The sequence below is a fragment of the Sporosarcina sp. P17b genome, assembly GCF_002743115.1.
GTDB lineage: Bacteria > Bacillota > Bacilli > Bacillales_A > Planococcaceae > Sporosarcina > Sporosarcina ureae_C.
In genome coordinates this window covers 71,942-96,851 of record NZ_PDYP01000004.1, presented here as the reverse complement: position 1 = coordinate 96,851, position 24,910 = coordinate 71,942, and the positions used below count along the sequence as shown (strand labels likewise).

The following is a 24,910-nucleotide window of genomic DNA, read 5'->3' as shown; positions in this document are numbered from 1 at the left end:
CTTTAGAAAGGGTGGCGCTTATGTCATTAATGCGAATGTTATCCATTGCAGGGGTTTCATCTATTTTACTTCTAGGCGGTTGCGCGTCAAAAGACGAAGCACCGAACAACGATGATGCGGTAAGTATTGAAGGTGAAAGTGAAGGCAGTACGATGAATACAGGCGACGGATACGGCTTCACAGATTTCGATTTGACGATCAAGAAAGATGATAAGAAAATCGAAACCGATTATGAGGATGTAAAGCCTGGCGATGCAGAGTATGTCAACGAATTCCAAGAAGTTGATCTCGAAGGTAATGAAGCAATTGACGATATGCATAAGATGTTTATGGAGATTTTGATTGATAGTGGCACTACAAAAGAAGAAGCGATTGATCGCATTCTGCAGTGGTATGGTCTTGATGATTATGATGAGTTTAAGTTGGATGTAGACTTTACAGACGACAAGTCCCTAAATATTGATGATAAGAAGTAATAACATGGAACAAGCCATTTATCCTGTATTGGATAGATGGCTTGTTTTTGTTTGGAATTAGACAGTTGGGTGAGGGTGAAAGCAACGTTGATCTGCGTTCCAGGCGGACGCTTTCCCATGGGCTCGGCTTGAGCCGCTTCCCTCACTTCATTTCACTCATCAATCATGATTCAACATCCCATAAAACACGCCTCTACGTTCCAATAGTTCTTCGTGACTGCCTGACTCAAGTAGCTCACCATCTGCGAGTACAAAGATTTTGTCTGCTTGCTTGATCGTGTTCAGACGATGGGCGATGACGAAACTGGTTCTTCCTTCCATCAGGCGCTCGAGCGCTTCTTGAATTGCCAGCTCCGTCACGGTATCGATACTACTTGTCGCCTCGTCCAGCAACAGCAACGTCGGATCCGCCACTAATGCGCGGGCGATGGATAGCAGCTGCTTTTGACCTTGTGAAATCTCTTCGCCACCCGCTGTCAGCACCGTATCATAGCCCATCGATAACTTGTTGATGAAGCTATGGGCATTGGCTTTTCTAGCGGCCTCTTCCACCTCTTCATCCGTTGCGTCAAGTCGGCCATAACGAATATTTTCGCGCACGGTCGCTTCAAATAAAAACGGATCTTGCAGGACGAAAGCCATTTGACTACGCACAGTTTGGCGCGGTAGTTCGTTGATCGGGATGCCGTCGAGTAAGATTTGCCCACTATCCGCTTCATAAAAACGGGATAGCAGTTGCATAATAGTGGTCTTGCCTGCTCCTGTCGCTCCAACGAAGGCTGCTGTTTCACCTGATTGAACGTGGAAACTAAGGTTTTTGATGATCGCTTCCTCTTCGTAACCGAATGTCACATCACGAAATTCGACATCACCGTGTAATGTTTCGGTCTGTTGAGTTGCTTCATCTTTTTCGACCGGTTCATCCATGATCGCAAACACTCGCTCTGCTCCCGCGATAGCGGAGAGTACCGTGTTAAATTGATTGGCAAGATCGTTCAGAGGTCGCGTAAATTGTCTTGCATACTCACTGAATATAACAATCGTCCCGACCGTTACACCACCAGATCCTGTCACCGCTAGCAGTCCACCGACTCCTGCGACTATTGCAAATGACATATTATTGAGCGTGTTCATGACTTTCGGAATGAAACCTGAATACGTCTGAGCCCAGAAGCCTGCCGTTCGAAGATGCTCGCTTTTCTGTGCGAACTCTTCCATGACATTCTGTTCCTGCGAAAACGCCTTGACGACTCGTTGGCCCGAAACAGTTTCTTCAATCATGCCGTTTAATTCACCGATTGCGCGTTGCTGTTCTTTAAATAGAATGCTTGTCCGCCGAGTGATCCATCGCATCGCAAAAAACATTAACGGAACAATAATCATCGTCAGTAACGTTAATAAAGGACTGAGATAGAGCATAATCGATACTGTACCCACTAGTGTCAGTACACTGGAAAATACTTGGATCAATGAAGAATTCAATGTTTGGCTAACGTTCTCAATGTCGTTCGTCACGCGACTCATTAGTTCACCGTGTTGTCTTTTATCAAAGAAACGGATGGGCAACTTCTGTAGATGACCAAATAATTGCGTACGCATACGATACACCGTTTGCTGCGCGATGCCGACCATCCAGTAGTTTTGAAAATACGTAGACAAAGAGAAGCCCGCATAGACAAGTAACAATAAACCAATCTGTAGGCTTAGTCCGTCCACTTCTTTCGGAATGATGAAATGGTCGATAATATTTCCGATCATCAACGGACCAAGTAGCGCAAGTCCGGAACTAACAAAAACGAGTGCCAGTACAGTGAGGAGTAAACTACGTTGTTGGTCAATCAACTGCCAAATACGCGTGAGAACGGATTTCCAATTACCCGCCTTCTGAACTTTTTTACGCTGTACTTTTGATAAATCGCTTTTTTGAATAATAGGTTCATAGCCAAATGGTTTTCGCATCATGCCACTCCCCCATTCTGTTGCGATTCTGCAATCTCTCGGTAGAACGAGGAAGTCTCTAATAGTTCTTCATGTGTGCCATAGCCAACTATTTTGCCATCTGACAATAATAAAATCGCATCAGCTATTTGAGCAGTTTGAATCTTTTGTGTGACGATAAACATCGTCGTATCTTCTTCACGCAAGGCTTCCCACAGTGCCGACTCTGTTTTAACGTCGAGTGCACTTGTGCTGTCATCTAAAATCAATAAGGATGGCTTACGGATCAATGCGCGTGCAATGGATAGGCGCTGCTTCTGACCGCCTGATAAATTGACTCCACGTTGTCCAACACGTGTTTCATACCCTTCTGAAAAGTGCATGATCGATGAATGAATTTGTGCCTTTTTAGCAGCCTCTTCAATTTCATTCGCTGTGGCATCCGGTTTACCCCATGATAAATTTTCTGCTATGGAGCCAGTAAACAGCATCGATTGCTGGGGCACATAGCCGATCAAATTACGCAACGTGTCAAGCGGCCATTCTTCTATGTACTTGCCGTCAATCCACACAGCACCTTCAGTAACTGTGAACATACGCGGTAATAATTGAAGCATCGTAGATTTACCTGATCCAGTAGCGCCCATGATGACAAGCTTTCCGCCCGCTGGAACTTCAAACGATACGTCTTTCAGCACGTCTTCCGTAGTTCCTGGATAGCGGAAGGATACATGTTCAAAACGGACAGACGCTGCACCTCGTGGACGATTGTCGCCAATCTCAAGCTGTTCAAGTTCATCGTCAGCCACTAGCAATTCTTCCATTCGTTCGGAAGATGCTTTTGCACGGGAGAAGATTACAATTAAAAAGGAAAACATTGAAAATGCACTGGTCATACGCATCGTGTAGTTAACGACCGCTACGACGTCTCCGACAGGCATTCCTGAATTACGAACTTCATCTGCACCGAACCAAAGTACTGCCATAAAGCTAACGTTCATGATAAACAACAAGACAGGCAAAATCAGTTCCATCAATCGCATGGCGCGGACACTATCTTTCTTCAGTGCGCCGGCTGCTTTTGAAAAACGGTTCGTTTCAAAAACACCTCGCAAATAGGCTTTAATGAGACGAACCGCTTGTAGATTTTCTTGCACGAGTTGATTTACTCCATCTAAACGACGCTGAACCAAGCCGAATAAACGGACGCCTTTTCGTGCCATGATAATAAGAAACACAGCTAAGAATGGCGCACCAATCAGTAGAAATATCGCGAGCCTAGGACTGACAACGAATGCCATAATTAAGCTTCCGATTACCATCAACGGCGCGCGGGCCATAATACGCAATCCCATAAAGAGTGCGTTTTGTGCAAGCGTCACGTCACTTGTCAGACGTGTAATAAGACTTGACGTCGGAAAGCGCAAAAATGCTGCCAACGAAAACGTTTGAACACGCTGAAACAAAGCCTGTCTTAGATCATAACCAAAGCTTTGTGCCGCATGCGCTGCGAAATAAGAATTGACAACACCTGTAATAAGCGCCAAGAAAGCTAAAGCCATCATGACACTTCCCCACACTAGAACAGTGTTCAAGTCTTCTTTCATAATTCCATCATCTATAATTCGACCAATTAGCAATGGCTGAATTAATTCGACCGATAGTTCGAGTAACATTAGTACAATAGCAATAAACATCGGCCATTTATAAGGGAGTGCGTAACGGAAAACTGTCTTCATATAGGTCACCTCTTACTCGCTGTCATTCCATTCATTATGTCATATGAAATGACTACGTGTACAGACGAAGACCTACACTTCGCTATGGTCATACTCCTGATAGGCTTCAGGCGGTGGAGCGGTTTTCTTCTTGCGATTACCACCGACTGATAGCCAGACGACTCCGACGAGCATGACCGCTGCGCCACTAATTTGCCAGACACCCATCGTTTGGCCAAGCCATAGTACGGAGACGATAGCTGCTGTCAGTGGCTCGAAGCAGGAAAGCACGCTTGTTTCAACAGGAGAAATGAACGTCATACTATGCAGGAACATAATAAATGCTAGCGTTCCCATAATGATCACAAGTAACAACATCCCCATCGCTGGGCCGTTAAGCAGAACACCTAGGTTCATGAAGAACATCGGTAAATTGATGATGAATAAAGTGACTCCTCCAATGAACATACCCCAGCCGACGACAAGTAATACACCCCACTCTGCCATAAGTACGACAGGATATAATGTATAGAATGTGAATGCAAACCCTACAATGACGCCCCATACAATTGCGGTAGTATCCAATGAAATACTTGAGAACGAGCCATTTGTTAATAGTAGGATCAAACCGAATAACGCGACGATCATTCCGATCACTTGACCGCCTGGCGGGAATGACTTTTGAAGAATAGACAATAAGATGATGATGTAGACGGGTGCAACGAACTGGAATAACGTGGCCACTACTGCGTCACTGTGTGCAATCGTCTGGACGAATCCGTATTGTACACCGAGCATCCCGATGACACCGAACATCACCATTTTACGCAACCACAACTTCTGCCTCATAGGGCGACCAATTTGTATGCCTTTTGCTTTCAATAATAATAAAACTACAGCCCCTGCGATCGTCAAACGTAGGATTAACATCATAGAAACAGACATCTCACTATGGTTCAAAATCCACTCCATCATGGGTCCCGTGGCTCCCCACAACATGGATCCTATAACGATCATCATAATTCCTTTTAATCGCAACATTATCCGTCACCCCTAACTAATTCCTTATTTTTTAAACTATATAGTATAAAATTCACATATAAGATATAGACACAACGGTGTTTTGCTTTATAATAGTTATATAGTAGATTGGAAAGGAGTATCTCTATGCATACAATTAGCTTACCAGAGACTAGCGAACATCATGCACTAGTCGATAGTCTTAATAGATACCAATTAGTTACACATACAGACGGCGAAGGTCTAATCACCTATGCCAATCAAAATTACCTAACTGTCAGTGGTTGGACTCCTAAGCGTATTATAGGTAAATCCTTCTGGCAAATGTTCTCCGACCGAGCTGAAAGTCAGGAAATAGCGAATGCCATTTGGGACCGTTTATTGTCCGGCAAAACATGGGTGGGCAAGGTAGAAAAAATGACTCGCGTAGGCGAACCGTTCTTTGTCAATACACTGGCTGTTCCTACCCTCTCTGATTTTGGCGAACTGCAATCCGTGTTTTTCCTAGAGCTTGATATCACAGAAGATATCCGCTTGCAGGAACGTTTAGGAGAAATTGCATTCATTGATGTGGAAACTGGACTCATGAGCCGACATAAGTTGGAACAAGTAGTCAATGAATCCATCACAACTGGCACGCATTTTTCATTCGTCTATTTGACAATTGATCATTATTTCACTATGAAAGAGCTGCAATCCCAGGAATCTGAGACACAGCTGATCCAAGAATTTACCAACCGACTAAAGCGCTACTTCCAAGATAGCCCCATTGCGCGTATCGATACGAATAGCTTTGTTGTGTTGACAGCTTTCGGAGATTGGTATATTCAAGGTTTTTATGATTTCTTGAAGCAGCAGCCCGTCTACCTCAGCCAAAACGCACAGACCCTATCGATCAGTGGCGGGATCGTACGTTTCCCAGAAGATCAACAAACATATATGCAACTCTATAAAGTGGCAATGACAGCTGCGGATGACGTGATCAGTCAAGGTGGCGGGCGGATAGCATCCCTTTCTGCTCAGTCCCATAAAATTCTGAACCGACGATTGGAAATTGACCGCAAGATGCTAACCGCACTCGATCGCAATTCATTACACGTAGCTTATCAGCCTCAACTCGATGTGGCTAGCGATAAAATCACTTGCTACGAAGCACTCGTGCGCTGGGAAGATGAAGATTTAGGTGTCATCAGTCCTGACGAATTGATTCCCATTGCAGAAGAAAATGGCTTGATTGAAGAAATCGGCGCCTATGTTGCAGAAGAAGCCATGACGTTCGTGACGAAATGGCATCGCATTGGTAATGATATGAGTATTTCTATTAACTCGTCCATTCGCGAATCACTGAATCCGCAATGGAAAGATCGCTTGATTTCTATTTTAAATGAGACCGGTTGCCCTGCGCATAAAGTACATCTTGAATTCACAGAGAAATTTGCACTTAAAGCGGAAGAAGAGCAATCCGTACTGGGGCAAATGTCAGAACTGCAAAAACTCGGTTTGCAGTTTACGCTTGACGATTTTGGTTCGGGATATGCATCATTACGCTACTTGCAACATTTACCAATTTCTAGTGTGAAGATTGATCGCGTCTTTATTGATGCGTTGCTTAGCAATCCCAAGACACAAAAGTTGATTGAAGGATTGATTCTTCTTACCAAGAAATTAAACTTATATACAATTGCAGAAGGTGTCGCCAATGAACAGCAATTTGAATTGCTGAAAGAGATGGGCATTGATGCTATGCAAGGTCACTTCATCGGCATGCCGTTGCCTGCTGAGCAGATCGAAATTCAATAAATTATCTTTATACAAATCAGATGGAGCTCCTTTCGTATAGAAAGGGCTCCATTTTTGTCTAACTTGTTTAATTGTGGTCGTTACTAGTGCGTTTGATTACAGCTTACTGTACAAGGGCTGAAAAGACAACCTTTTTCGATTGCGTAGAGGAGGTCATGTGTTAACTGTAGGCTCTCAGTGGTCATTTGTGGCGTTTTTGAAAGAGGGGATAGTGGTTGGACCCCGTTGATCTGCGTTACAGCCAAGAGAACAGCGAAGGGTTCGCTTTGCCGTATTTCTGCGCCTTTTTGCAGAAATCAAGGCAGGAATTTCTGGAGGGTGGGCGGTAAAACACACCTCTTCACTCCGATCAAATAAGTGACTACAACAAATATATTTCACAAACGACCCGATTGTTTAATCCGAGAAGTTATCAAACAAATATTTTATAGCTTCTTCTCCTTCTACGTCTCCTACACTCTTAAATCGCTCAACAACAATATCACTATCTTCAGCAGCAAACTCAACTTCCCATCTTTCACCAGGAACTGAAATATCAACCCTTACATATTCGTCTCTAGTTTTGTCTAAAGTATAATAAATTTTATTACGTTCTAGTTTTTCTAAAAACTCAATAAAGTTTTTCATTACTACACCTCTTTCATTCCTCAAAATGGCCCTATTACAAAATTATGAGCCTAATCTTACTTTCCTATTACTATAGCAGAAATATCCAAACTACTTAAATAGATTTACTAACGTCCTATCTAGTGCCACTTGATGCTTTAATGGGATGTTCGTTCGCATAAAAAAATCCCGTAGAAGACAAAGCTGTCTTCTACGGGATTTATTAAAAATTATGCTTCTACTGTTTGTTTTTCAAGTGATTCATTATACATATCTTTATCGAGTTCACCAGTTACGCGTGCTGTTGTGACACCGGCTGTCATTGAACCACTGACGTTTACAGCAGTTCGGCCCATGTCGATTAATGGTTCAACCGAAATCAATAACCCCGCGAGTGCGACGGGAAGATTTAGTGCCGACAAGACGAGAATTGCAGCAAATGTCGCGCCTCCCCCAACGCCAGCTACACCAAATGAGCTAATCGCAACAACAGCGATCAATGTCAATAAGAACATTGGTTCAAGTGGGTTTTGACCTACTGATGGAGCAATCATGACAGCGAGCATCGCTGGGTAAATTCCTGCACAGCCATTTTGCCCGATGGATAAACCAAACGAACCAGAAAAGTTTGCGATCCCTTCAGGTACACCTAAACGGTTTGTTTGTGCATGAATCGTTAACGGTAATGTACCCGCACTTGAGCGTGATGTGAAGGCAAATATTAATGCTTCACCTGCTTTTTTCACATATGTCACTGGATTTAATCCCGATAATGTAATAATGAGCAAGTGAATGCCGAACATCACGATTAAGGCGACATAAGAAGCAAGGACAAACTTCCCGAGACTGTAGATTGCCATAAAGTCAGACGTCGCGACAGTTCGCGCGATAATCGCCAAAATACCATATGGCGTCAAACGTAGAACGATTCGTACAACACCCATGATCAATGCGTAAATTGCGTCAATTCCTTTTTTTACCGTGACCGCATTTTCTTCATCTCTTCTTGTAATCGCTAAGTAAGCAAACCCAAGGAATGCTGCAAAAATAACGACCCCAATAGTTGAAGTTGGACGTGCCCCTGTGAAATCTAAGAAAGGATTAGCAGGTAATAAATCAATGAGCTTCTCAGGTAACGAAAGATCGGCTACCGTTTCGAGGTTTTCTTCCATAGAAAGCCCACGTGCCGCTTCTGCTTCTCCTGACACAATTTCAGAAGCGTCCAGTCCAAATAGAAGCGTAACTGAAATCCCTACAATCGCAGCAATCGCGGTAGTCCCGACGAGCATACCTAAAATCGTACCTGCCATTTTCCCAAAGTTTTTCCCGATAGTTACTTTCGTAAAGGCCGCTAAGATGGAAATAAAAACTAGTGGCATAACAATCATTTGCAGTAATTTAACATAGCCGGTTCCGATTAAGTTAAACCACGGCATCGACTGCTTGAGGATTTCTGACTCTGTCCCGTATGCAAAATGTAAAATAAGTCCGTATCCAATCCCGAGCCCAAGTCCCGTAAAAACGCGTTTTGAAAATGAGACCTTTTTGCGATTCATTCTATATAATAGGCCGACGAGCAACAATAGACCCGCAATGTTCACAATAAGTAAAAAAGTATTCATCATTCTATCCCCTCTATTTATATATTATTGTAGTATTTCATACAAACTATACTCTATCCCTCCAATCCCTATTCGTCAAGTAAGATTTAAAGATTAATTATAGTAGACAATCTATCACGCTACTCACTTGAACTAACATCTCTTCTCACAACAGTTATAGCAATTAACGTTATGTATCGAAGACTCCAATAAAAAAAAGGAATACCGACTAAGCTGCATAGAGTCGGTATTCCCATGAATGAGTTAAGGATCAAGTAGCGTTTACTTTTACTTCGCTAGTGTGTCCAGCGGTGCAAATCCATTCAACGCGTAGCTTCTGACTTCATTTGGAGAAATCGTGTAAACAGTGTCTCCACTATATAACAAGCGGCGGATTTCTTTTTCCCAGTCCATATAGTCATTTGTCATGCGCTGCGTCAAATCAGCCGCTTGGACGATGCCTTTTTCTACTGTGATTTCGTAAATCATTGCGCCTGACCTTTGCAAGTCTACGACGCCTCCCTCACGTTCAGATTGTTGATAAATGCTGACGGGGAAACCATACAAGTTGCGAGACGGATGAATGAACAATGCATGATGGTCGTCTTGTACCGATGAGTAAGTTCCCTGCCCACCGATGATTTCAGTATCAGTTTCTTTCGGGTTCGCGAAATCGGTTACGTCAAACAAGGAGATTTTCATTCCGCCCGTTTGGATGATCGGCTCGCCACCTTGTGGATTTTTCTTTGCGATTGTTTCATAGCCGAAGCCAATCAAATGTCCTTCGTCAAGCGGGTGTAAATAATTACTGAATCCTGGAATTTTTAATTCGCCGAGCACTTTGGGATTATTCGGATCTGCTACATCCATGACAAATAGCGGATCGGTTTCACGGAATGTGACCATATACGCCTTATCACCAAGGAACCGTGCGGAATAGATGCGTTCATTGACCGCCAGATTTTCGACTGATCCGACTTGCTTCATATTTTCGTCGAGAATGAACAAATGGTTTTTTGCTTTATTACGTTCATCCCATAGATTACCTTCTGTTGTGACGGTTCGGAAATAGCCGTTGTGCTCATCCATCGAAAATTGATTTAAGATGGTCCCTTTTAATTGAGCGGTTTGCAGGAAATTCACTTGCGTTTTATCTAGAGCGAATTTGTATACTTCGCTAGTATTTTGATGTTGGTCTTGGTAGTTTGTAGACGTCAGATAAAGGTGATCTGCTGACATGTAAAGTTGTTCGCCACTTCCAAGATACGCTTTCGTATTCACTCCACCCTTTTCCCCCGATTCTATATCAAGTGTCGTGATGATCGAGTAAGAGGGTTCCATCGCGCCTGGCAAAATAGAGATTTTATCGAGTGCTAGCGATTGTACTTTTTGTTCGACTGATGAATCATAGACTTTCGGCAATAACTGATCTTCTGCCGGTACTGGATGATCGTACCAAAGGAATGGTTGGTTATTCGTGATCATGTAAACGTATGGACCAATTTTACGCGTACCGATTACGTAACCTTCTGCACCTGTTTCACGAATAAGTTTCGGATTTGTGCGGTCCGTGACATCGTACACACGAATGACGGATAGTTGTTGCATCGACATCATACGATCTTCCATCATTTTTGAATCCGTATTGGATGTCGGGGCATTTAGATTTTGACCACCGATTAGTACGACTTTGTCTTGATCAACGTACAGTTCGTTTGCATAGAATCCATCCGTGAAATCTACCTTGCTAGCGTGAACCATGTCTTTTGGATTGCGGATATCTGTGATGATCAACCCATCTCCGTTTAAGACTTCGTAAAGGTAGTCACCATCTGTTTTGACTTGGTCCGCCTCATCTACCCCTGCTACTTGTTGATTGGTCTGTGAATAATCGGGACCGCCACCAGATGCTGAAGAAGCTTTATCTTCCGTGGAAGATTCCATCATGATTTCACTCCTTCCTTGCGGCTCTATCCGCTCGAAGAAGTTTTCGATTTCTTTAATAGAGTTTACAGGTTGCACCGATTCTAGAACGGTGAATGAAAGCGCCTTATCCTCTGCTCGCTTCCATATGCCAAAACTATTCGATGGAATATGCAATGTATAGTTTCCTGGTTGTAGCTCACCTATTTGTAATGAGGTATTGCCATTTCCGTACGAAAGCTCGGCTTGGGTTTTCTTATTGCTTTTCGTCACGTGAAACTGCGAAGCATCCATACTCTTTTTCACGGGGGCAGTAAAATAGATATTCAGCGACTGGCCCGCAAGCACAGACTTTGTGGATGTAATTCCGACTTTCGGCCAGAATAGGAAACTGATCAGCACTAAGATTCCGATCGTTCCCGCTGCACCAAGTACAACAAGCCATCTGCCTGTATTCATAGTTTTCATCTCCTTTAGTTTTGATGTGTACTAAAGTAGACTGAAAATTTTTGATTTCGTTACACTTTATTTTTAAATTCTACAACTTCTTCCATTGTCTGTCGCCTTCATCTTTTTCGTTGCTGACGGATTGTGAAATGAATAGTGACCCATTTATTTTTCAATAAAAAAGAGAGAGTAGAAATCCACTCTCCCTAGTTTTTGTTTAGTTACTAACAATCGATAATCCCCTAAGCTGTTCAATCGCCTGCTCGATCAATTCGACTTTCTGCACGAGAGCGAGTCGGACAAAGCCATGTCCTGCTGTGCCGAAAATGCTGCCGGGTACCATGACGACGCCTGCTTGTTTAATGACCTCGAAGACGAATTCTTTGTCGGCCATGTCGTATGGATACTTCGCCCAGACGAACATTCCTCCTTCAGACGGTGTCGTTTCCCAGCCTAGAGATGCTAGTCCGTCCATTAAGGCGTGGTGGCGTTTCGAGAACTCGGCGCGTAGGCGATCTGTGATTTCTTCCCCGTTATCAAGCGCAACAATAGCAGCTTCTTGAATCGGTCCGAACGTTCCATAGTCGAGGTTTGATTTCAGTTCGCGTAGTACTTTGATCATTTCTGCATTTCCGACGAAGTAAGCGATCCGTGCGCCAGCCAAGCTGAAGCTTTTCGACAATGAGTTGATTTCCATGCCGACCTCCATTGCGCCTGGTGTTGTGAGGAAACTTGCGGGACGGTCGCCCGTGAAAAAGTACTCCGAGTAGGCTGCGTCATGCAGTACAATGATTCCATATTTCTTTGCGAACGCTACAACTTCTTCGAAAAAGGCTTCACTTGGCATAGCAGGTACTGGATTTCCGGGTAAGTTCAAGATGAGAAGCTTCGTGTTTTTCAGCACGTCTTCTGGGACTTCATTCAAATCTGGTAAGAAGCCATTTTCTGCAAGTAATGGCATGTAATACGGCACTGCACCTGCTAATTTAATTCCTGCGTCATACGCGACGTAGGCTGGGTTAGTTGTCAGAACGTAATCTCCTTCATCGCAAAATGCGAACGGCAAATGGACAAGACCTTCTTGAGAACCCATCGTCTGAAGAACTTCCGTATCGGGATTAATGATGACACCCGTGCGTCTTTTATAATAATTCGCGACCGCTTCATGGAATCGCTTCGTCCCTCCGAGTGTATAACCGTAAGAAGAGGCTAACGCGCTTTGTTCGGACAACGCATTACGTACACGTTCGTCAGGTGGAAGATCTGGACTCCCAAGACTTAGATCGACGACTTGTGCACCTGTTGCTTTCTTCTCTTCAGCGGCTGCTTTCAGATCACCAAAAATAGCTGGTGAGAAAATGGACATTTTTTTGGAAGGTTGAAAATTCATGAAGACACGCTCCTTGGCTGTTATAGGTTAGTTAATGACTTCATTATAACACGCAAAAAGTTCATCCGGAATCGTTTTCCCGATGAATATCACAGGTTTGCAGGGTAACAATAGGGGAATACTTTCGATAATGATAACTAAAGGAGGGTCTTACGTGAGTAAAGATCAATACGAGAAAATCGACGAGCAAGTACAAGGGCAAACACAATCTACCCAACCTGGTGTCGAGGAGGACATGCACCCCGCGCCAATCTACGACGATCCTAATTTTACAGGAGCAGATAAACTAAAAGGGAAAACCGCGCTCATCACAGGCGGAGACAGCGGGATCGGACGCGCTGTCGCAGTCGCTTACGCAAAAGAAGGAGCGAACGTCGCCATCGCCTATCTTGCCGACCAAGAAGATGAAGATGCGGATCAAACGATAAAACTCATTGAGAAGTACGGTGGCAAAGCAAAGAAATATCAAACGGACATCAGCAAAGAAGAAAACTGTAAACAATTAATTCAACAAGTAGTCAAGGACTTTGGTAAGTTAAATATACTCGTCAACAACGCGGGAAAACAATTCCCTCAAGAATCGATCGAAGATATTACCGAAGAACAATTAAAAGAGACATTCGAAACCAACTTCTTCGGCTTATTTTTCATGTCCAAGGCGGCAGTGAAGCATATGAAAAAAGGCGATTGCATCGTCAATACATCATCTGTAACAGCCTACAACGGATCACCCGGGCTGCTTGATTATTCCGCCACAAAAGGCGCCATCACAAGCTTCACACGTTCTCTTGCACTAAACCTTTCAGACCAAGGCATCCGCGTCAACGCGGTAGCACCCGGACCCATTTGGACACCATTGATCCCATCAACATTCGATGCACAAAAAGTAGAAAACCAAGGATCAGACACCCCCATGCAACGCCGCGGCCAACCAGCCGAAAACGCACCCGCCTACGTGTTCCTAGCCTCACAGGACTCTAGCTACATGACTGGACAAACGATACACGTCGATGGTGGAGATTTTGTCGGTTCTTAATTTGATAAGCTGAAAAGATGTTAGTAGTGGATTCGTTTTTCTAATCAGAGAAGTTCGTTTGCAGTACTTTTCAAGCTTATATAACTTCAGAAAAAGACACCAGTTGATCTTAGTTTCAGGCGGCGACTCCTCGATTTATCAGCGTGCGCCTTGAGACCCCGCAGGGAGCGCAGCGTACGAGGAGGCTCAAGCCACGCCCATGGGAAAGCGTCCGCCTGGAACGAAGATCAACGGCCTTTCCCCCTTCTCCCCCTAACACAGCAAAAAAGACGATCCCTATATGAGATCGTCTCTTTGCTATGCATTCATTCCTCAAACGGCCACTTCGGCAACATGCGATTCAACTTCTTATCACTACGCTCCCCAAGCACATATCCCGCCTGCATCAACGTATGAATCTCCCGCGTCCCCTCATAAATAACAGGCGCCTTTGAATTACGCAAATAACGCGCTACCGGATACTCATCCGAATACCCATACGCTCCATGAATCTGCACCGCATCGTCCGCCGCCTGATTGGCAAAATCACAAGCTTGCCACTTTGCAAGCGACGTTTCGCGTGTATTACGAACTCCTTGATTCTTCAGCTCACCTGCACGATATACAAGAAGACGGCTCATCTGATAACCCGCTTCCATCTTCGCAAGCATCTGTTGCACAAGCTGATGCTCCCCTATCTTCTTGCCGAATGTCTCACGCGTCGTTGCGTACTCTACACTGGATTCGAGACAGGCATACAATAATCCGACAGCCCCAGCCGCCACGGTAAAGCGACCGTTATCAAGCGCCGCCATCGCAATCTTGAACCCTTCGCCTTCTTCGCCAAGTAAATTCGTAGCGGGTACACGAACGTCTTCAAAGAACAACTCGCCGGTGTTGCCTGCACGAATACCGTACTTTCCTTTGATCGCTTTCGATGAAAATCCAGGCAGTGTACGCTCTACAATAAACGCGCTAATGCCGTGGTGCTTCTTCGGTTTATTCGTATAAGCGAAAACGAGGAAGTTGTCTGCAGAATCACAAAGTGAAATCCACGTTTTCTGGCCGTTCAATATATAGTCATCCCCATCACGAACCGCTGTCGTTTGAATGGCGGAAACATCAGAGCCAGCGCCTGGTTCCGTTAATCCGAATGCGCCAATTTTCTCGCCTTTCGCTTGCGGCACCAGATACTGCTGCTTCTGCTCTTCCGTCCCCCATTGCATCAGTGTCATACAATTCAAGCCAATATGCACGGAAACCGCCGTTCGAAAAGCCGTGTCTCCACGTTCGAGTTCTTCACATAGTATCGCCAAAGCATTATAATCCATGCCGCTGCCACCGTACTTTTCCGGCACACAGACGCCCATGAATCCTAGATCTGCGAGTCGTTTCCAAATCGCTTCGTCAAAGCTTCCTTGTGCATCCCATTTTGCAATATGCGGCATGATTTCCGCGTCCACGAACTGTCTTGCCGTTTGTCGCAACATTTTCTGTTCATCTGTAAATGTAAAGTCCATCTTCGTGTCCTCCTTTACAATGAAACTATGCTTTTTCAAACCAAGCGTTTACCGCAATTTGTCCGACAGGCACACGGTATACTCGGTTGTACAACTGTCGATAAAACTTCCGGAACTTGCGCTCATTAAGCTCCGGTAACTTGATACTAGTCATCAATAATAATGGATGCTTGAAATTCGTCAATTTGATCGTTTGGTCGAGCGTTAATCCATTGCGTTCGTAAAACGCGATACGGCGAGTGCGAATAGATAATTGTTCTTCATTTTGGGACAAGTCCGGATCTTCTACTTCGAGTAAAATCCCTTCCGGTGATAACGCATCCAAACGGCGAAGCATCACGCTGCCTAACCCGTATGAACGGAATTCGGGCGCAATTGCTAAGTACAACACGTGTATCCCTCCGTACTTCGGAATTTTTTGATAGATTGCATAGCCGTACACGTTGATGCCATCTGTCAAATAGACTGCATGCAGAATCTTCTTCTTTAACGCCTTACGCATAATCGGAAATGGAATATGGTCGAGAAAGCCGAAATCCACCAGTACGAATTTGAATAGTCTATTCAACGTCCGACGATTCGTTGCCAAGTGCTGTAGCCCCATCTGAGAGGTGTTTAATGTTTGTTCATGCATTTTCACTTCACTCCTTAGTAATACGAGGAGATGGTCTGTTGAGATCTAAATCCACGCTTTACTACCAGTATATACTGTATTAGGCCTGTTGTACGTCGATGACAACTCCGCGTTTCTTCATTTCTTCGATATACAGTTTGCCAGGTACAATTTTTTCCGGTGGATAAGCGCCTCTTTGCGTAATCACTCCATTGCCAATCATTTGCGCGACGACAGAGATCGTGTTCGCTGTAGCTAGCGCCATGGCAGTTTCATTGGTATTCTGATCTTTTTCGGTAATCATATTGAACGTTACTGTATGCGGTTGTTGATCTTTTATTCCGCTTACTATAACCCGCAGCAATACAGCGTCCGATTTTTCCCCAAGACGTAATTGTGGCGTCAAATGAGCGAGCATGACGTCGCGCACACGTAGCGGTCTACCATCTACACGGATCGAGGATTCTCTAGATAGTAAGCCAAGATCGACTAATACTTGAACCTTGTCGGCATGACCTGGGTAGCGGATCGTCTTGTACTCTAGTGTTTCGATAGTAGGAAACGACTCGAGCATGGTCGACGTACCACCTGATGTATGGAAGGCTTCCATTTCACCATAGCGATCGAATTCCAGCGTTTCGATTTCCGATAACGAAGGCAGTTCCTTCACTTCACCATTTCGCATAACGCGGGACGTATCCGTGTAATGATCGAATAATCCTTCCAATGAAAAGACGACATTATAATTTAAGGGTGGTTCAGGCTTGACCGGAACACCGCCTACATAAAGTTTGATCGATTGCGTTTCATCCAGTAAAGACGCGCCGTAACCTGCGAGAATATTAATCATACCGGGCGCTACACCTAGATCCGGAATGAGCGTCACGCCTTTCGCAGCAGCCTGTTCGCTTAGCGCGAGAACTTTCTCCGTTGCTCCACCGATATGTCCACCTAAGTCCACAACATGTACGCCTCGTTCTACAGCGCAGCGGGCAACCGATTCATTGAATGTATAAAACAGTGCGTTGACGACAATATCTCCAAGCCCGATGACATCACTGAGTTGCTCTTCATTCGTCGCGTCGAGCAATAAAATATCGAGCTTTTCATTCATTAGTTCTTCTGCAAAATCTTCCGCTTGTCGAATGGCACGATCTGCAAGATACACTTTCTTCACTTCATCTTGCTTAACTAAATCACGAACTACTTCTTTTCCCATTAATCCTGCACCTAATACGACAACTTTCATTTGCTCATCCCTTCTTCCTGTGAGTTCATTCCGTATCGATTTGCGCGCGCTGCAACTTGCCGCTGTAATCGATATAAATGCTCTTCCATTCCGTAAAGACGTCCAATGCCGCCACACCAGAGTCTCGATGACCGTTCCCCGTACCTTTCGTTCCGCCAAACGGTAGATGAATTTCTGCGCCTGTCGTGCCTGCGTTAATATAGACAATGCCGGTGTCTAGATCGCGTTGTGCACGGAATACTTTATTGACGTCTTGCGAGAAAATGGAACTGGATAAGCCGTAAGCTACGCTGTTATTTACTTCGATCGCTTCATCCAGACTGCTGACCGTAATCAATGAAACAACAGGACCGAAAATTTCTTCCTGCGCTAGTCGGCTGTCCCATGCCACATCTACAAATAACGTTGGTTCGAAATACTGTCCGCTAGCGAATTTACCTTCATTCAGCACATTTCCGCCAGCTACGAGATTTGCACCTTCCTCTTTGCCAATTTCAATATAACTTTGAATTTTCTCGAGTGCCTTTTCATTGATGACAGGACCCACTTTTACCGTTTCATCCAGTCCATCACCCATCGTCAGATCTTTCATACTTTCGATCAGACGTTTCTGCAACTCTTCTTTGACATCTTGATGAACAATCACGCGACTGCAAGCTGTGCAACGCTGCCCCGCCGTTCCAAATGCGCTCCATAAAATCCCTTCGACCGCGAGCTCGATATCTGCGTCTTCCAATACGATGACCGCGTTTTTGCCACCCATTTCAAGCGATACTTTCTTCAAGTGACGACCGCCCAACTCCGCGACATGTCGACCTGTTTCCGTCGAGCCAGTAAACGAAATTACGCGAACGTCGGGATGTTCGATCAGCGCTGTACCAACATCTGAGCCTGAACCAAAGACGATATTCGCCACGCCATGCGGCAAGCCAGCTCCTTCGAAAATCAACGCCATTTCATACGCCATGAGTGGAGTTTCCGTCGCCGGTTTCCAGATGAATGTATTGCCCGCCACAATTGCCGGGAACGACTTCCACGTCGCAATCGCAATCGGGAAATTCCACGGTGTAATCAGACCCACCACGCCAATCGGTGCACGAACACTCATCGCGAACTTATCCTGCAGCTCGGACGGCACCGTTTCACCAAACAAACGACGCCCTTCTCCTGCCATGTAAAACGCCATATCGATTCCCTCTTGCACTTCACCACGCGCTTCTTCTATTACTTTACCCATTTCCTTCGTCAGCACGCGTGCGAGATGCTCTTTTTTATCTTTCATCATGCGGCCGATTTCATAGAGATAATCCGCACGCTTAGGTGCCGGCACCAAAGCCCACTTCTTCTGCGCCTTCTTCGCCGCCACAACCGCCTGATCTACCTCTTCCTCCGAAGACAAAGGCACCTGCGCCAACTCTTCCCCATTCGCCGGATTAAGCACAGCCGTATAACGAGCCGCCTCCCCTTGCCAAACACCATCAATATAATTAGTCAACTTCATCAAAACCACTCCTCTCTACTCCATATAGTTTTCGTAAGTTGTCCCTATTAGAATTGTTCGACAATATATCATCCTATTCCTCTAATACAAGGTATATTCCCAAGATTTAAACGGTTTAATCAAAGTAAGAAACGGTACTAGCCCCACTTCGGCGCTTGCAGATGGCTACCGCAATAAGCCAACTGATTAGAGACGCCTCCGTTTTATATGTAGCTGGAGATCTTTACATATCACTAAAATAGAAGGGCAAACTAGTTGATCTGCGTTTTAGGCGGCGACTCCCGCGGGAAAAGCATGAGCCTTGAGACCCCACAGGAACGAAGTGACGAGGAGGCTCAAGCCATGCCCGCAGGAAAGCGTCCGCCTAAAATGCAGATCAACGGTGCCTTCCCACTCACCAACGCAAAAAACCGCCACAGCAAGTCGGAAATTCCAACTCGCCATGACGGCCAACATTCATTACAACAAATACCAAATATAATGCGCTTCCTCATGACTGCCTGGCGTAAGCGCCACACTCTTCGGATAACTCATCTTCTCCACAGCCATCTCCATCAACTTACTCACATGTGGATTCAACTGCTCTGCCTTCGCAAACAACTCCAAAGCACGCTCCGAAGACTCACCTTGCGCACGCTCCATCTCCACCAACCAAGACAAATACCAATACGCCGCATCGCCTTCAGAAACTTCTACCGTCGCCTCCAACAATCGTGTCGCCTGATCAATCTCTCCCTGATGAATCAAAGAAGAAATCGCCAAGTATCGCGCACCTTGATGGTCAAAGAGGTCAAGCGACAGCAGACGTATAAACATCTCACTCGCCTCTGCAAAACGGCCTTGCTCATAGAACCACACACCGTACAGCATTAGACTGCGCAAATACGGGCGGTTCGGCGCAAACTTCCATGCATCTTCTGCACGACCGTCGAACTGCTTTTCGCCAGAGAAAATAGCTTGCTTGAAGAACTTGTCCTGCTCGTCCTTCGAATCCGTCAACTCTGTCTGAAGCAATAACGCATCGACATTCGTCGGATCCGCGCCATATGCCCCTTCTGCAAAGTCACGTCGCTGTTCTACCGTTTCCGCGTTATATGCCATATAACAAAGCATTTGCGCTTCTTGCTGCTGATTTTCGGGCTCAAATGGTTGCTGAATTGCTTCTTGAATATATGCCTGTGCTTCTTCAAACGAATCGAAGTCATGCTTTTGCGTTAACATATGCACTTGCCAGTTCATTTGCTCGGACGGAAGAGGATTAGTACCGATATGATACGCAGCTTCTGTCTGTCCTTCTGCCATCATTTTCTCAAGATCTTCAATTTTCTCTTGCAAGATATCTGTATGCTTTCGGAAAGAAGATACGGATACATCGAACATTTTCCCGACTTCCGCTTGTGTATACGTATTCGGCATCATGCTCGTATCGACAGCCAACTGGAACGCCGCCGCTGCGAGTACTTCCGGCTTACGGAATTTCGGATCTTGATCGGTAAAGTAGTAGGCCATCAAGGACAGCAACATTTCATACGCACCTGGATATAGCTCTTCCTTTTCGAGTTTAGCATCCAGTATTTCTACTACTTCACGTTGTAATGGCGTGAAGTTCTGCTCGACTACATCTGATAATGTCTGAACGTCGAGTCTGCAAACGACTTCATAAATATCCACGAGATGCTTTTTGAAGAAATCGAAGCTATTCTTTTCTTCGCTCGTTTCTGCTATTTCCTGCACACGTGTTTTTAGTTCGGTACTCATATGTTCATTCACCGCGATGGCAGATATCGGCATGACCCAACGCTCGTCATTGCGCATCTCTTCTAGGACAATCGCAATGACAGCTCGTACGTCTTCTGGTTCGCCTGCTTCTCTTGCCAATAAATACTCGCCAGTCCCAAGAATCTCTTTCATATAGTAGACTTCTTTATCTGCCTTCGATACTTCCGCAAACGTAACGAACGCATTCTGCCAGCTTTTCAAGATAGCTCGTACCGCTCTATTTTGTGTACGGTTCAATGCTTTTACTAGATGACGTCTCCATAGATCTTTACGGACGATGAAGAAGTAATAATCACTGACATTCGTCACGAGTTCCTCTTCTTCCATCCACTCACCAAGACGTCCTCCCCACTCTTTTAATAAGCCTTCAAGCGTTTTAATCTCTAAAGGAGATAATGTAGTTTCATAATAGCTATTTAGTATTTGCTTAAGCTCTTCTTGTATTTGATTTGTGCCCGGCACATCTGTTTTGCCACAGCAGTTCTCTACGATTTCCCCGCTTCCGCATGGGCATTTTTCTTTATTCCCTATCACATCGAACACAACCTTTTCTTTTTACTATACCATACTAAAAAGAAGCTCCGCATGCATAGTAGCACACGAAACTCCTTATTCTACTTTTCAGACTGTTCCTTCACTTCCCCAATAGCTGGTGAAGTCGGTGGCATGACCCGTTTAATGAATAACGATAGGATCAACGCGACCAATGTAATAACTGTCGAGATAAAGAACGCATGATTGACGCCGTCCAGCATCGCTAGACGTCCAATCTCTTCTTTCATAGTAGATACATCGACGCCAGATGCAGCCAAGTCCTTCACTTGATTAGCTGCTGATAGATCCAACCGCTTGGTCATGAGTGTCAATAACAAGGCTGAACCAATCGCACCAGATACTTGCTGCAATGTGTTATTCATTGCCGTACCATGTGGATTTGAGATCATCGGCAACGAGTTCATTCCGTTTGTCATAACCGGCATCATCACCATCGACAAGCCGAACATCCGGAATGTATACACTGCCATTAAATAGTAATAGCCTGTATCCATCTGCAGTTGGCTTAATAAATACGTTCCGATTACAGAAATGATCAATCCTGTGTAGACGAGGACACGCGGGCCATATTTATCGAATAAACGACCTGTGATTGGCGACATGATCCCCATTAAAACTGCACCTGGTAGCATGAGCAATCCTGCATCCAGTGGTGAAATACCACGGACATTTTGCACGTATAACGGTGTCAAAATCATCCCGGAGAACATCGCTACAGACAGCACCATCGATACGACGGAAGCGAGTGCAAACATCGGGTACTTGTAAATTCGAAAATCGAGCATTGGTTCTTTCATACGTAATTGTCTTAGTATAAACAATACAAGCCCTATCGCTCCGAGCGCGATCGTACCATAGACAATTGGAGAACCCCAACCCTTTTCACCCGCTGAACTGAAGCCGTATAGCAGGCCACCGAAACCAATCGTCGACAATACCAACGAGAAGAAGTTGATGCGGACATCGCGGTTCGGCGTAATATTCTTCAGCTTGACGATAGCAAGGACTAGTGTCAGCAATGAAATCGGCAGAACGATTTCAAACAACGTCCGCCATGAATAATTCTCAACTACCCAGCCGGACAAAGTCGGTCCAATAGCGGGTGCTGTGAACATTACCAGACCGAACATACCTAGTGCCGCTCCCCGTTTTTCGATCGGGAAAGCTGTTAACATAACATTCATTAACAACGGCATCATCAATGCGGAACCGGATGCTTGGATCATACGTGCGACGACTAGTAAAGAGAATGTCGGCGCGATGATAGCGATAAACGTCCCTAACGAGAAGAGCACCATCGCTGTAATGAAGATTCTTCTATTAGTAAACTTCTGAATGAAAAACGCACTGGCTGGAATCATAATTCCGTTGACTAGCATATACCCAGTTGTCAGCCACTGAACAGCTGATGGAGTAATCGAAAACTCTTCCATAATGACCGGCAATGCGATATTCAGTAAAGTATTATTTAAGATCGCAACAAACGCACCAATGAACAAAATTGCAATGATGCCATAAGGTGGCTTCTCATGCATTTTTTTAATTTCTAATGATTCTACCATTTTACCCTCCTATAACACGTGAAAATATGTCAGGTTTATATTTTATACCGCCAGTTCATTTATTACAACTAATTAATTCGTATAGATTCAAAAGCTTGATATAACAGTGTTTTAAGAATAGTATATGTAGTATACACACAGTATAAAAAAATCCAAACATACAGGTGATTATCTATGAACGACCGAAAAAAACATGTATTGCTTATCGCAAAAAAACTATTTATCGACAAAGGCTTTCACGCGACATCTATTCAAGATATTTTGGATGCAGCACAAATTTCAAAGGGAACGTTCTATAATTATTTCTCTTCTAAAAATGAATGTCTCATGGCGATATTGCGCGATGCTTATTATATAAGTTACTTACGAAGAAACGAGCTGGCGATCGGCAAAGATCTTGCAGACCCCGCCCTACTTTCTGCACAAATTGAAATTCGTTTGACGATGAACCGACAACAAAATTTGCTTCCGTTATTTGAAACGATTGTTCATTCGCCTGATGACGAGCTACGTCAATTCGTCAAGCACATGCATTTTCGAGAACTCGCATGGATTGCGAAACGTTTGGTCAACGTCTACGGCGAGGAAGTAAAACCGTACTCTTATGATTGCGCATCGTTACTTTTCGGCTTCATCCAACATGCGCTTAACGTCTGGAAAAGTTCCACTACAGAGAAAATCGATACGATGAAACTAGTAGAGTTCGTCATGCAACGAATGGAAGTCATCGTGCCGGACATCGTAAAACGTGACGCACACTTCCTGTCACAGAGCTTGCTAGAAGACATGTTAACAGCCGCCGAGTTTTATCCGATGACACGCGAAGTGCTAACCGAGAGTTTGCAAAAATTCATCGAAGAGTTACCCGAAGAGGAAAATCAAAGAATGCTTTACAGCCAATTTCTATTGGACGAGTTATCATCTGACCACCCACGACTCTATTTACTAGAATCCGTCGTGCGCTCATTCCGCCAAGCGTTCGAAGGTTCCGAACTGCAACTACAAGTAATCGAACTATCCGCGGCGATTTGGTCGTTCATCGACAAATCTCAATAACAGCACAAAAGAGACTAGCAAAGTCAGCGATTATAGCTTTGCTAGTCTCTTTTTCAGTTGTTAAGGATTAGGTTGAGTGGTTTCTAGTTGTAAATAAATTACGTTATTGAAACCGCTTCGGTGGTGGAGGACATTTTTATTTGTCTATTATGGAGGAATCACTACACATCCCTACTAACCACGAACCTGATGATTAGGCTCTTCTCCTAGCGCAAACGCAAGCAAAGCATCTACGTTCAGCTTCATCATCGCCTTACGCGTCTTGACCGTCGCACTGCCGATATGCGGCAACACCGTCAAATTAGGCAACGTCAGCAACGGATGATCGAGCGGAACAGGCTCCGTCTCAAAGACATCTAGCCCTGCCGCATGAATCTTCTTCGTACGTAGCGCATCAAACAACGCAGTCTCATCCACAATCCCGCCGCGCGCCACATTAATCAAAATCCCCGTCTCCTTCATCAGAGACAGCTCCTGTTCACCAATCATACCCTTCGTCTCTTCACTATACGGCACCAGAATTAACACGTAATCAGATGTCGCCAACAAATCCGGAAGCTCGGCATAGCGACAGCCATACATATCCTCTACTTCAGACTTACGGGTACGATTATGATAGAGCACGTCCATATCGAACCCTTTCGCGCGTCGCATCACTGCTTCACCGATCCGTCCCATACCGACGATACCAAGAGTGGCACCGTGAATATCCATACCTGTGAAACCAAGAGGCTCCCATGATGTCCATCGTCCTTCACGCAACGTGTTTTCTGCACCAATTAAATCGCGACCCGTCACCATGAGTAATGCGAAAGCCAAATCTGCAGTCGTTTCAGTCAGCACGCCCGGCGTATTCGTCACGATAATATCGCGTGCCTGCGCCTCTTGTACGTCGATATGATTATATCCAACCGCCATATTGACGATCAGTTTTAATTTCGGTGCCGCGTCAAATACTTCTTTATCGATTTGATCGGAAATGACGACCCACAGCGCGTCTGCTTCTGCCACTTCTTTCAATAACACATCCCGCGGGACTGGTTCACTCGTTGACTCCCACATCCGCACGTCATACTGTTCACGAACAGGCGCAACTACGTCTTCCGGCATCTCGCGGCAAATATATACTACTGGTTTCATG

At 44.8% G+C, this 24,910-nt stretch carries 18 protein-coding genes; 4 read left to right on the top strand and 14 right to left on the bottom strand.

What is annotated here, in order from left to right:
* The first annotated feature begins 20 nt into the window (after positions 1-20).
* On the top strand, positions 21-476 hold the full coding sequence (locus tag CSV76_RS06225) for a YusW family protein (RefSeq protein WP_085428074.1): 456 nt from the start codon (positions 21-23) through the stop codon (positions 474-476).
* Positions 477-635: 159 nt separating this feature from the next.
* Here the strand turns inward: CSV76_RS06225 and CSV76_RS06220 are convergent, their stop codons facing one another.
* From CSV76_RS06220 to CSV76_RS06210, 3 genes are all read right to left on the bottom strand, one after another.
* Positions 636-2,438, bottom strand: a complete 1,803-nt coding sequence (locus tag CSV76_RS06220; protein ID WP_369823292.1) for an ABC transporter ATP-binding protein — start codon at positions 2,436-2,438, stop codon at positions 636-638.
* A complete protein-coding gene (locus tag CSV76_RS06215) occupies positions 2,435-4,153 on the bottom strand; it encodes an ABC transporter ATP-binding protein (RefSeq protein ID WP_099625008.1) in 1,719 nt (572 codons plus the stop codon). Before CSV76_RS06215 ends, CSV76_RS06220 begins: the two co-directional genes overlap by 4 nt.
* Before the next feature lie 72 nt (positions 4,154-4,225).
* On the bottom strand, positions 4,226-5,173 hold the full coding sequence (locus CSV76_RS06210; protein ID WP_099625007.1) for a DMT family transporter: 948 nt from the start codon (positions 5,171-5,173) through the stop codon (positions 4,226-4,228).
* A 126-nt stretch (positions 5,174-5,299) separates the two neighbouring features.
* On the opposite strand from CSV76_RS06210, the gene CSV76_RS06205 reads away from it, so the two are divergent.
* Positions 5,300-6,952, top strand: coding sequence for a putative bifunctional diguanylate cyclase/phosphodiesterase (locus CSV76_RS06205; protein ID WP_085428070.1), 1,653 nt, complete (start codon positions 5,300-5,302; stop codon positions 6,950-6,952).
* A gap of 396 nt (positions 6,953-7,348) precedes the next feature.
* On the opposite strand, the gene CSV76_RS06200 is transcribed toward CSV76_RS06205, so the two are convergent.
* From CSV76_RS06200 to CSV76_RS06185, 4 genes are all read right to left on the bottom strand, one after another.
* Positions 7,349-7,579 (bottom strand): hypothetical protein, encoded by a 231-nt coding sequence (locus tag CSV76_RS06200; RefSeq protein WP_099625006.1) that lies wholly within the window; start codon positions 7,577-7,579, stop codon positions 7,349-7,351.
* Between the two features lie 209 nt (positions 7,580-7,788).
* Positions 7,789-9,180, bottom strand: coding sequence for an L-cystine transporter (locus CSV76_RS06195; protein ID WP_085428066.1), 1,392 nt, complete (start codon positions 9,178-9,180; stop codon positions 7,789-7,791).
* Between the two features lie 267 nt (positions 9,181-9,447).
* Complete coding sequence (locus CSV76_RS06190; RefSeq protein WP_158232742.1) at positions 9,448-11,541, bottom strand: beta-propeller domain-containing protein; 2,094 nt, start codon at positions 11,539-11,541, stop codon at positions 9,448-9,450.
* 205 nt (positions 11,542-11,746) lie between these two features.
* Positions 11,747-12,919 (bottom strand): aminotransferase class I/II-fold pyridoxal phosphate-dependent enzyme, encoded by a 1,173-nt coding sequence (locus CSV76_RS06185; protein ID WP_099625004.1) that lies wholly within the window; start codon positions 12,917-12,919, stop codon positions 11,747-11,749.
* Positions 12,920-13,073: 154 nt separating this feature from the next.
* Here CSV76_RS06185 and CSV76_RS06180 point away from each other — a divergent pair, with 154 nt between their 5' ends.
* A complete protein-coding gene (locus CSV76_RS06180; protein WP_099625003.1) occupies positions 13,074-13,955 on the top strand; it encodes an SDR family oxidoreductase in 882 nt (293 codons plus the stop codon).
* A 305-nt stretch (positions 13,956-14,260) separates the two neighbouring features.
* Here CSV76_RS06180 and CSV76_RS06175 read toward each other — a convergent pair whose 3' ends face one another.
* From CSV76_RS06175 to CSV76_RS06145, 6 genes are all read right to left on the bottom strand, one after another.
* Positions 14,261-15,454: an acyl-CoA dehydrogenase family protein gene (locus CSV76_RS06175; RefSeq protein ID WP_099625002.1), complete on the bottom strand. Its 1,194-nt coding sequence runs from the start codon at positions 15,452-15,454 to the stop codon at positions 14,261-14,263.
* Between the two features lie 25 nt (positions 15,455-15,479).
* Positions 15,480-16,088 (bottom strand): GNAT family N-acetyltransferase, encoded by a 609-nt coding sequence (locus CSV76_RS06170; RefSeq protein ID WP_085428061.1) that lies wholly within the window; start codon positions 16,086-16,088, stop codon positions 15,480-15,482.
* A 79-nt stretch (positions 16,089-16,167) separates the two neighbouring features.
* A complete protein-coding gene (locus CSV76_RS06165) occupies positions 16,168-17,316 on the bottom strand; it encodes a saccharopine dehydrogenase family protein (protein WP_085428060.1) in 1,149 nt (382 codons plus the stop codon).
* Positions 17,317-17,341: 25 nt separating this feature from the next.
* On the bottom strand, positions 17,342-18,817 hold the full coding sequence (locus tag CSV76_RS06160; RefSeq protein WP_085428059.1) for an aldehyde dehydrogenase family protein: 1,476 nt from the start codon (positions 18,815-18,817) through the stop codon (positions 17,342-17,344).
* A 459-nt stretch (positions 18,818-19,276) separates the two neighbouring features.
* Positions 19,277-21,130, bottom strand: a complete 1,854-nt coding sequence (locus CSV76_RS06150) for a tetratricopeptide repeat protein (RefSeq protein ID WP_099625001.1) — start codon at positions 21,128-21,130, stop codon at positions 19,277-19,279.
* Between the two features lie 80 nt (positions 21,131-21,210).
* A complete protein-coding gene (locus tag CSV76_RS06145; RefSeq protein ID WP_099625000.1) occupies positions 21,211-22,713 on the bottom strand; it encodes a DHA2 family efflux MFS transporter permease subunit in 1,503 nt (500 codons plus the stop codon).
* Positions 22,714-22,887: 174 nt separating this feature from the next.
* On the opposite strand from CSV76_RS06145, the gene CSV76_RS06140 reads away from it, so the two are divergent.
* Positions 22,888-23,769 carry a TetR/AcrR family transcriptional regulator gene (locus CSV76_RS06140; protein WP_099624999.1) on the top strand — a complete coding sequence of 294 codons (882 nt, stop codon included), beginning with the start codon at positions 22,888-22,890 and terminating at the stop codon, positions 23,767-23,769.
* Between the two features lie 174 nt (positions 23,770-23,943).
* Here the strand turns inward: CSV76_RS06140 and CSV76_RS06135 are convergent, their stop codons facing one another.
* Positions 23,944-24,909: a 2-hydroxyacid dehydrogenase gene (locus tag CSV76_RS06135; protein ID WP_099624998.1), complete on the bottom strand. Its 966-nt coding sequence runs from the start codon at positions 24,907-24,909 to the stop codon at positions 23,944-23,946.
* Between the last annotated feature and the right edge of the window lies 1 nt (position 24,910).

Bases quoted from the DNA above. Each gene is read 5' to 3' on its own strand.
- CSV76_RS06135 (WP_099624998.1), bottom strand. From the start codon at position 24,909: ATGAAACCAGTAGTATATATTTGCCGCGAGATGCCGGAAGACGTAGTT.
- CSV76_RS06225 (WP_085428074.1), top strand. From the start codon at position 21: ATGTCATTAATGCGAATGTTATCCATTGCAGGGGTTTCATCTATTTTA.
- CSV76_RS06175 (WP_099625002.1), bottom strand. From the start codon at position 15,454: ATGGACTTTACATTTACAGATGAACAGAAAATGTTGCGACAAACGGCA.
- CSV76_RS06205 (WP_085428070.1), top strand. From the start codon at position 5,300: ATGCATACAATTAGCTTACCAGAGACTAGCGAACATCATGCACTAGTC.
- CSV76_RS06140 (WP_099624999.1), top strand. From the start codon at position 22,888: ATGAACGACCGAAAAAAACATGTATTGCTTATCGCAAAAAAACTATTT.
- CSV76_RS06210 (WP_099625007.1), bottom strand. From the start codon at position 5,173: ATGTTGCGATTAAAAGGAATTATGATGATCGTTATAGGATCCATGTTG.
- CSV76_RS06145 (WP_099625000.1), bottom strand. From the start codon at position 22,713: ATGGTAGAATCATTAGAAATTAAAAAAATGCATGAGAAGCCACCTTAT.
- CSV76_RS06190 (WP_158232742.1), bottom strand. From the start codon at position 11,541: ATGAATACAGGCAGATGGCTTGTTGTACTTGGTGCAGCGGGAACGATC.
- CSV76_RS06195 (WP_085428066.1), bottom strand. From the start codon at position 9,180: ATGAATACTTTTTTACTTATTGTGAACATTGCGGGTCTATTGTTGCTC.
- CSV76_RS06220 (WP_369823292.1), bottom strand. From the start codon at position 2,438: ATGATGCGAAAACCATTTGGCTATGAACCTATTATTCAAAAAAGCGAT.
- CSV76_RS06160 (WP_085428059.1), bottom strand. From the start codon at position 18,817: ATGAAGTTGACTAATTATATTGATGGTGTTTGGCAAGGGGAGGCGGCT.
- CSV76_RS06165 (WP_085428060.1), bottom strand. From the start codon at position 17,316: ATGAAAGTTGTCGTATTAGGTGCAGGATTAATGGGAAAAGAAGTAGTT.
- CSV76_RS06170 (WP_085428061.1), bottom strand. From the start codon at position 16,088: ATGCATGAACAAACATTAAACACCTCTCAGATGGGGCTACAGCACTTG.
- CSV76_RS06200 (WP_099625006.1), bottom strand. From the start codon at position 7,579: ATGAAAAACTTTATTGAGTTTTTAGAAAAACTAGAACGTAATAAAATT.
- CSV76_RS06185 (WP_099625004.1), bottom strand. From the start codon at position 12,919: ATGAATTTTCAACCTTCCAAAAAAATGTCCATTTTCTCACCAGCTATT.
- CSV76_RS06215 (WP_099625008.1), bottom strand. From the start codon at position 4,153: ATGAAGACAGTTTTCCGTTACGCACTCCCTTATAAATGGCCGATGTTT.